Origin of the sequence: Streptomyces rugosispiralis, from assembly GCF_024505145.1 — a bacterium.
Taxonomy (GTDB): domain Bacteria; phylum Actinomycetota; class Actinomycetes; order Streptomycetales; family Streptomycetaceae; genus Streptomyces; species Streptomyces rugosispiralis.
The window spans coordinates 1-9,419 of sequence record NZ_JANIAA010000089.1 but is presented as its reverse complement, the minus strand read 5'-3'; the positions used below and the strand labels follow the sequence as shown (position 1 = coordinate 9,419).

Here is a 9,419-nt window from a genome sequence, read left to right as displayed (position 1 = left end):
TATGGCCGGGGTGGGCCCGGATGGCGAGGAGATGGGGCCCGCTCGTCTGCCGTTCGCCTGGACGGGTGTCTCCCTGTACGCCACGGGTGCGACAGCGCTGCGGGTGCGCCTGTCGCCGTCGGGCCCCGAGGGGATCTCGGTGCTGGTGGCGGACGCCGACGGAGTGCCGGTGGCCTCGGTCGACTCTCTCGTGGGGCGACCGGTGGCGCCCGAGCAGCTCACCGGATCCTCGCAGGTGGCCAGGGACTCGCTGTTCACCGTGGAGTGGGATCGCGTGCCCACAGAGGGCATGCAGGGGGCGGCATCTCAGGCTCAGTGGGCGATAGCCGGAGCGGACGATCTCGGCCTCGCCGCCGCCTTGGAGGCAGCGGGGCAGGACGTAGTGAGCGGCCAGGAGCTTGCCTCCCTGGCCGGCTCCCCGGATGTCGTCCTCGTGACATGTGGGTCCGAGTCGGATTCGGGTGCGCGGGATCTTCCGTCCGCCACGCGCCACCTCGCGCACCGTGCTCTGGGCGTGGTGCGGGGGTGGTTGGCTGAGGAGCGGTTTGCTGGTTCGCGGTTGGTGGTGGTGACGCGGGGTGCGGTGGCGGCCGTACTGGGTGAGGGTGTGCCGGATGTGGCGGCTGCCGTGGTTTGGGGTTTGGTGCGGTCGGCGCAGGCTGAGCATCCGGATCGGTTTGTGCTGGTGGATGTGGATGATGTGCAGGTGTCGGCCGGTGTGTTCGAGGTGGTGCTGGGGTGCGGTGAGTCTCAAGTGGCTGTGCGGTCCGGGGGTGTGCTGGTGCCGCGGCTGTCGCGTGCCGTTGCTCCTGCGGCTTCTGCTGAGGTTGGTGGGTTGGGCTTTGGGTGGGATCCGGAGGGCACGGTGTTGTTGACCGGGGCCACTGGCACGTTGGGTGGTTTGGTGGCGCGGCATTTGGTGGCTGAGCGGGGGGTGCGGCATCTGGTCCTGGTCTCTCGGCGGGGTCGGGAGGCTGCTGGCGCGGTGGAGTTGGAGGCGGAGCTGGCGGAGTTGGGCGCGTCGGTGACCATGGCGGCCTGCGATGTCGCCGACCGTGCGGCGTTGGCCGGGGTGCTGGCGCGCATCCCGGCGGATCGTCCATTGCGTGGTGTGGTGCATGCGGCCGGTGTACTGGACGACGGCGTCGTGGAGTCGTTGACACCGGAGCGCATTGACGCGGTGCTGCGGCCGAAGGTCGACGCGGCGGTGCATCTGGATGAGTTGACGCGGGATCTGGATCTGTCGGCGTTCGTGATGTTCTCGTCCGCTGCTGCCACCTTTGGCGCGGCGGGGCAGGGGAACTACGCGGCGGCGAATATGTTCCTGGACGCTCTGGCGGCGCGGCGTCGGGCGCGTGGGCTCGCCGGGGTGTCGTTGGCCTGGGGCTTCTGGGCCGAACGCAGCGATATGACCGGCCACCTCGCCGATGCCGACGTCGCCCGGATGGAGCGTGGCGGCGTCATCCCGCTGTCGTCGGACGAGGGTCTTGCGCTCCTCGACGCGGCGGGCGCCATGGACCAGTCGCTGCTGGTTCCCGTGCGGATCGCCCCGGCCGCGCTCCGTGGTGGGGCCGGGGCCGTACCGCCGTTGCTCCGGCGTCTGGTGCGTACCCCCTCGCGGAGGGCCCTCGCGGACGCCGCGCCGGGCATGGACCCAGCCCTTCAGGGTGAACTCGTCCGGCTCGCGGGGCTTTCCGAGGCCGAGCAGGAGCAGACGCTGCTGGATCTCGTGCGTGGCGGGGTCGGCGCGGTGCTCGGCTACTCCGGTGTGGAGCAGGTCGAGCCGGAGAAGGCGTTCAAGGAGCTAGGGTTCGACTCGCTGACAGCCGTCGAGCTGCGCAACCGGCTGAACACGGCCACCGGGCTGCGCCTGCCCGCCACCCTCGTCTTCGACTACCCCTCGCCCCTGGTGCTCGCCCGGTATCTCCGTGATGAGCTGCTCGGCGGGAGTGGCGAGGTGGCCGCCGACGCGGGACGCCGTGTGTCGGTGGCCACCTCCCAGGACGAGCCGATCGCCATCGTGGGCATGAGCTGCCGCTTCCCGGGTGGGGTGAAGTCCCCCGAGGAGCTGTGGCGGCTGCTGGCCCGTGGCGGAGACGCCATCGCCGGTTTCCCGGACGATCGCGGCTGGGACCTGGAGGGTCTGTATCACCCAGATCCCGATCACCGGGGCACGGCGTATGCGCGTGAGGGTGGTTTCCTGTACGACGCGGGCGACTTCGATCCGGAGTTCTTCGGGATTTCGCCGCGTGAGGCGCTGGCGATGGATCCGCAGCAGCGACTGCTGCTGGAGACGTCGTGGGAGGCGCTGGAGCGGGCCGGTATCGACCCGGCATCGGTGCGCGGCAGCCAGACCGGCGTCTTCGCCGGAATCATGCACCACGACTACGGCTCGGCCACGGTGCCGGAAGGAGTCGAGGGCTACATCGGCAACGGCACCGCCGGCAGCATCGCCTCGGGCCGGGTCTCCTACACCTTCGGGTTCGAAGGGCCCGCGGTGACGGTGGACACCGCCTGCTCGTCGTCGCTGGTGGCGCTGCATCTGGCGGCTCAGTCGCTGCGCCAGGGGGAGTGCTCGCTCGCGCTCGCCGGTGGTGTGACGGTGATGTCGACCCCGGCCCTTTTCGTGGAGTTCAGCCGTCAGCGGGGACTGTCGGCCGACGGTCGCTGCAAGGCGTTCGCGGGGGCCGCGGACGGTACGGGGTTCTCCGAGGGCGTCGGTGTGCTTCTGCTGGAGCGGCTCTCGGACGCACGGCGCAACGGCCACCGGGTGCTTGCCGTCGTCCGGGGGTCCGCCGTCAATCAGGACGGCGCGTCCAACGGACTGACGGCCCCCAACGGCCCGTCGCAGCAGCGGGTCATCCGGGCCGCGCTGGCGAGTGCTGGGCTGTCGGCCGCCGAGGTGGACGCGGTCGAAGCACATGGCACGGGTACGACACTCGGCGATCCCATCGAGGCACAGGCACTGCTGTCGACCTACGGACGCGAGCGGGGCACCGAGGAGCGGCCGCTGTGGCTCGGCTCGATCAAGTCGAACATCGGCCATACGCAGGCGGCTGCCGGTGTGGCGGGTGTGATGAAGATGGTGCTGGCGATGCGGCATGGCGTTCTGCCGAAGACGCTGCACGTCGATGAGCCATCGCCGCACGTGGACTGGTCCGAGGGCGCGGTGCGGTTGCTCACGGATGCCACGGAATGGCCGGAGACGGGCCACCCGAGGCGTGCGGGTGTCTCTTCGTTCGGCGCCAGTGGGACCAATGCGCATGTGATCGTGGAGCAGGCCCCGGAGGAGCGGCGTGCCGCCGAGCCGGTGACGGACGGTCCCGCAGGGTCGGGACTCGTGCCGTGGGTGGTGTCCGCGAAGTCCGAGGGTGCGCTGTGGGCGCAGGCGGAGCGGCTGCTGTCGTCCGTGCGTGGGGAGCTGGACGCCGAGGCGGCGGTCGCGGATGTGGCCTCGTCGCTGGTGACCACGCGATCGACGTTCGAGCACCGGGCGGTGGTGCTGGCCGGTGACCGTCAGGGCTTCGTGGCCGGGCTGGAAGCGCTGGTGGAGGACGTACCGGCGGCCGGTGTGGTGCGGGGCTCCGCGGTGCCGGGGAAGCTGGCGGTGTTGTTCTCGGGTCAGGGCAGTCAGCGGGTCGGTATGGGACTGGAGCTGTGCGAGGCGTTCCCGGTCTTCGCGGATGTCTTCGATGAGGTGTGTGGGCAGTTCGACGGGGTGTTGGAGCGTCCGCTGCGGGAGGTGGTCCGTGGGGACGTGGAGGGTCTGGATGAGACCGTCTTCACGCAGTGTGGGTTGTTCGCGGTGGAGGTGGCGCTGTTCCGGCTGGTGGAGTCGTGGGGTGTGCGGCCCGACTTCGTGGCCGGGCATTCGATCGGTGAGCTGGTGGCGGCGCATGTGGCGGGGGTGCTCGCGCTCAAGGACGCGTGTGCGCTGGTGGCGGCTCGTGGGCGGTTGATGCAGGCGCTGCCCTCGGGTGGAGTCATGGTGTCGGTGCAGGCCGCCGAGGCGGATGTGATCCCGTTGCTGGCCGGGCGAGAGACCGAGGTGAGTGTGGCGGCGGTCAACGGTCCGTACTCGACCGTGATCTCCGGCGTGGAAGAAGCGGTGACGGAGGTCGCCGGGCGGTTTGATGCCCAGGGCGTCAAGACCAAGCGGCTGCGCGTTTCGCATGCGTTCCACTCGCCCCTGATGGAGCCGATGCTGGCGGAGTTCCGCCGGGTGGCCGAGGGGTTGTCGTACGCGCCTCCCCGCATCCCCGTCGTATCGAACGTGACGGGCTTGATCGCTGACCCCGAGGCGCTGTGCTCGGCCGAGTACTGGGTGCGGCACGTCCGCGAGACCGTGCGGTTCGCCGACGGCATGGCGGCTCTCGCGGAGGCCGGTGTGACGACATCCCTGGAGCTGGGGCCGGACGGGGTGCTCTCCGGCATGGGACAGGAGTGCGCGCCGGACGTCGAGTACGTCTCCGCCCTGCGCAGCGGCCGAGGCGAGAGCGCCACGCTCCAGGAGGCAGTGGCTCGGATCTTCGTGCGAGGCGTCCCGGTGGACTGGACGGCGTTGCCGGCGCCGGCTCCCGTACGCCACGTGGAGCTGCCGACCTACGCCTTCCAGCGGAAGCGGTACTGGCTCGAGGCCGGTGGGGCGGCGGGCAACGTGGCCTCGGTGGGACTGCGGTCCGAGGAACATCCCCTGCTCGGCGCCGCCGTGAGGCTGCCAGACTCCGATGGATGCCTGTTCACCGGTCGGCTGTCCGCGCGTACCCACGCCTGGCTGACCGACCACGCCGTGCTGGGCTCGGTGGTGGTGCCGGGGACGGCCTTCGTGGATCTGGCGTTGCACGCCGGTGGCCGTTTCGGCTGTGACCAGGTGGACGACCTGGTGCTGGAAGCGCCGCTGGTCCTTCCCGAACGTGGTGCGATTCAGCTCCAGGTGCTGGTGGCCGGAGCCGATGACGACGGCGGCCGGCCCGTCACCGTCTACTCCCGGCAGGAATCCGCTGATGAGGACGGACCCTGGACGCGCCACGCCACCGGCGTCCTGACCCAGGCCGAGGGGCCGGAGGTGGCGATCCCGGCCGAGCTGAGCGTGTGGCCGCCCGCGGATGCCGAGGCGATCGACATCACTGGCATGTACGAGCGCTTCGCGCTGGGCGGGCTCGCGTACGGACCGGCGTTCCAGGGTGTGCGGGCCGCCTGGCGGCGCGAAGGCGAGTCGTGCACCGAGGTGTTCGCCGAGGTGGCACTGGCCGAGGAGCAGCGGCCGGACGCCGCGCGCTTCCGTGTGCACCCCGCGTTGCTCGACGCCGCCCTCCATATGGCGGGACCCGGTGGCCTGGTGGCCTCGGACGCGGAGCGGGTCCGTTTGCCGTTCGCCTGGAACGGGGTGTCGGTGCACATCGCCGGTGCGACCACGGTCCGCGTACGACTGGCGGCGGCCGGGGCCGACGGCCTGTCGCTCGCCGTGGCCGACGAGACGGGCCGGCCGATGGCCTCGGTGGCGGAGCTGGTGACGCGCCCGGTCTCCGCCGAACAGATCGACGCCGCGCGCGGCACCTCCCATGAGTCGCTGTACCGCCTGCGGTGGAACGCCATGCCGCTCCCGGCCGACGCGCCGTCCACTGCCCGCTGTGCGGTGATCGGAGAGGAGGACGGCGAGCCGGCCGTGGCGCTGCGGGCGGCGGGCTGGCAGGTGCGAACCCACGCTGATCTGGAGGCCCTCGCCCGGTCCGGCGCCGAGGGCGAACCCCTGCCGGAGTGGGTCCTGCTGGCCTCCGCGACCGGCATCGGTGGCGACACCCACCAGGGTCTGCGTGGCGCGGCGCACCAGGCGCTGGAGTGGGCGCAAGAGTGGCTGGCCGAGGAGCGGTTCGCCGACTCCCGCCTGGTCATCACCACTCGTGGCGCCGTGGCCACCACCTCCACCGAGGGCCTGGCCGACCTGGCAGGGGCGGCGGTATGGGGCCTGGCGCGGTCCGCGCAGGCAGAACACCCCGGCCGACTGCTCCTTCTCGACGTGGACGAACCCAAGGAGCTCGGCTCCGTTCCGCTGGCCGCCGCCCTCACCTCGGGCGAGCCGCAGTTGGCCGTACGCGGAGGGCGGGTACTGGCGGCGAGGCTGGTCCGAGCCGACGGGGAGGCGGAACAGGGCGCTTCGGCGACATGGGACCCCGAGGGCACGGTCCTCATCACCGGGGCCAGCGGCACCCTGGGCGGTCTGCTGGCCCGGCACCTGGTGGCCGACCACGGTGTGCGGCATCTGGTGCTGCTCAGCCGCGGGGGCTCGGCGGCCGCGGGCGCGGCCGAGCTGGCCGATGAGCTGGCCTCGGCCGGGGCGTCGGTGACCTGGGCCGCCTGCGACGTGGCCGACCGGGACGCCCTCGGCGCGGTGTTGTCGGACATCCCCGCCGCCCATCCGCTCAAGGGTGTCGTCCACGCCGCCGCCGTGTTGGACGACGGCGTGATCGCGTCGTTGACTCCGGAGCGGCTGGACACCGTGCTGCGACCGAAGGCGGAGGCGGCACTCGCCCTGCATGAGCTGACGGCCGGGCTCGACCTGTCGGCGTTTGTGGTCTTCTCCTCGGTGGCGGGGATGTTCGGGGCCGCCGGACAGGGCAACTACGCCGCCGCCAACGCCTTCCTCGACGGGCTGGCCGCGCAGCGCCGGGCGCACGGACTCCCCGGCCTGTCGCTGGCCTGGGGCCTGTGGGAGGAACACAGCGGGATGACCGCGGGGCTGGCCGAGGTGGACAGGCGGCGCATGGACCAGGTCGGCATCTCCGCCCTGTCGTCGGCCGAGGGGCTCGCACTGTTCGACGCCGCCTGCGCGAGCGATGGCCCGGTCATCGCCGCCGCACGGTTGAACACGGCGGTCTGGAGGTCCGCCGCACCCGACGGCATCGCCGAAGTGCCTTATCTGTTGCGTGAGTTGGTGCGCGTGCCCGCCCGCAGGGTGGCTGCGGAATCCACCGGAGCGGCCGGGGCGGCCGGAGCGGCGGAGGCGTTGCGGGCTCGCCTGGCCGGAGCCTCGTATGCGGAAGGCGAACGCCTGGTGCTGGACACGGTACGGCGCAATGTCGCCGCGGTACTGGGCCACGGCGGTCCGGAAACCGTGGAACCGGGCCGCGCCTTCAAGGATTTCGGCTTTGATTCGCTGACGGCGGTGGAATTGCGCAACCGGCTCGGCGCGGTGACCGGACTGCGTCTGACCGCGACATTGGTCTTCGACCACCCGACCCCGACTGCCCTGGCCCAGCACCTGCACCACGAGCTGGCGAGGGACGCCGGATCCGCCGCCACCTCGGTGCCCGTATCCGTGGGTCTCGATCAGCTCGAAGCCGGTCTGTCCGCGATGACCTGGGAGGAGATCGGCCGCACCGATGTGGTGTCACGTCTGCGGGAGCTCTTGGCAAAGTACGGCGACGCACAGGAAGTCCCGAGCAGCAGCGCTGCTCTCGTCGACCAACTCGAATCGGCGACGGATGGCGATCTCTTCAAGATGGTGGACGAGGATCTCGGAATTCTCTGAAGCGATCCGAAGCGATCTGAAGCGATACCCCCTCCGCAATCCGCCGACAGCCTTGTGATTGGGAAAGCTCGATGAGCAACGAAGACAAACTCCGGGATTACCTCAAGCGAGTCATTGCCGAACTCCACCAGACGCGTCAGCGCCTCCAGGAAGCGGAGTCCGCGGACCACGAGCCGATCGCCATCGTGGCGATGAGCTGCCGCTACCCGGGCGGGCTACGTTCGCCCGAGGAACTGTGGCGGTCGGTGGCCGCCGGTGAGGACGCCATCTCGGGCTTCCCCGAGGACCGCGGTTGGGATGTGGAGGGGCTGTACGACCCCGACCCGGGCGCGGTCGGCAAGAGCTATGCGCGCGAGGGCGGCTTTCTGCACGGCGCCGGTGACTTCGACCCGGCGTTCTTCGGGATGTCCCCGCGCGAGGCGCTCGCGACCGACCCCCAGCAGCGGCTGCTGCTGGAGACGGCCTGGGAGGCGTTCGAGCGGGCCGGTATCGACCCGGAGTCGGTGCGGGGCAGCAAGACCGGTGTCTTCACCGGCGTGATGTACCACGACTACGGCACCGGTCTGCCCTCGCTGCCCGCAGGTGTGGAGGGCTACCTGGGCAACGGCACCGCGGGCAGCATCGCCTCCGGCCGGGTGGCCTACACCCTGGGCCTGGAGGGCCCGGCGGTCACCGTTGACACCGCGTGCTCCTCGTCCCTGGTGGCCCTGCACTGGGCCGGTCAGGCCCTTCGGCGCCAGGAGTGCACACTCGCCCTCGCGGGTGGCGTCACGGTGATGTCCACCCCCGGAACCTTCGTGGAGTTCAGCCGTCAGCGCGGGCTGGCGCCGGACGGCCGCTGCAAGCCGTTCGCGGCGGCCGCCGACGGCACGGGCTGGGGTGAGGGCGTGGGCATGCTGCTGCTGGAACGGCTCTCCGACGCGCGGCGCAACGGTCACCCGGTGCTGGCCGTGGTACGCGGCTCCGCCATCAATCAGGACGGTGCGAGCAACGGCCTCACCGCCCCCAACGGCCCCTCCCAGCAGCGGGTGATCCGCCAGGCCCTGGCCGACGCCAAACTCTCCGCCAAGCAGGTGGACGTCGTCGAGGCGCATGGCACGGGAACGACGTTGGGCGACCCGATCGAGGCGCAGGCGCTGCTGGCCACGTACGGGCAGGATCGGCTCGAGGAGCGGCCACTGTGGCTCGGCTCCATCAAGTCCAACATCGGTCATACGCAGGCGGCGGCGGGTGTGGCCGGCGTGATCAAGATGGTGCAGGCGATGCGGCACGGGCTGCTGCCGCAGACCCTGCACGTCGACGAGCCATCGCCGCACGTGGACTGGTCGGCGGGTGGGGTGAGGTTGCTCACCGAGGCCACGCCGTGGCCGGAGGGCGATGAGCCCCGTCGGGCGGGTGTCTCGTCATTCGGGATCAGCGGCACCAACGCCCATGTGGTGCTGGAGCAGGCGCCTCCGGCCGACCCGGGGGGCGAAGCGCCGGAGGAGACAGGGCAACTGCCCTCCCGCATCGTGCCGTGGCCGGTCTCGGGGAAGTCCGAGAGCGCGCTGCGTGCCCAGGCCGAGGGGCTGCTCGCCCAACTCGGGGCTCGGGCCGTCCTCACCGATGTCGGGTTCTCTCTGGCGACGACGCGTAGTGCGTTTGAGCATCGTGCGGTGGTGTTGGGGTCCGAGCGCGCGGCTTTGGTTGAGGGCTTGGGTGCGCTGGCTGAGGGCATCGGTGCTCCAGGGCTGGTGCGGGGTGTGGTCGCGGGTGGCGATGGTCGTGCGGTGTTGGTGTTTCCGGGTCAGGGGTCGCAGTGGGTGGGGATGGCTGCGGGGTTGTTGGAGTCTTCGCCGGTGTTCGCGGAGCGGTTGGGTGAGTGTGCGGCGGCGTTGGGGCCGTTTGTGGA

General features: G+C 71.2%; 2 protein-coding genes. Both read left to right on the top strand.

The window, feature by feature from the left end; translation table 11 throughout:
• The first annotated feature begins 31 nt into the window (after window positions 1–31).
• Window positions 32–7,528: a type I polyketide synthase gene (locus NP777_RS46105; protein ID WP_256656189.1), complete on the top strand. Its 7,497-nt coding sequence runs from the start codon at window positions 32–34 to the stop codon at window positions 7,526–7,528.
• A 71-nt stretch (window positions 7,529–7,599) separates the two neighbouring features.
• On the top strand, window positions 7,600–9,419 hold a 1,820-nt coding region (locus NP777_RS46100; RefSeq protein ID WP_256656188.1), incomplete at its 3' end, for a type I polyketide synthase.

Bases quoted from the DNA above. Each gene is read 5' to 3' on its own strand.
- NP777_RS46105 (WP_256656189.1), top strand. From the start codon at position 32: ATGGGGCCCGCTCGTCTGCCGTTCGCCTGGACGGGTGTCTCCCTGTAC.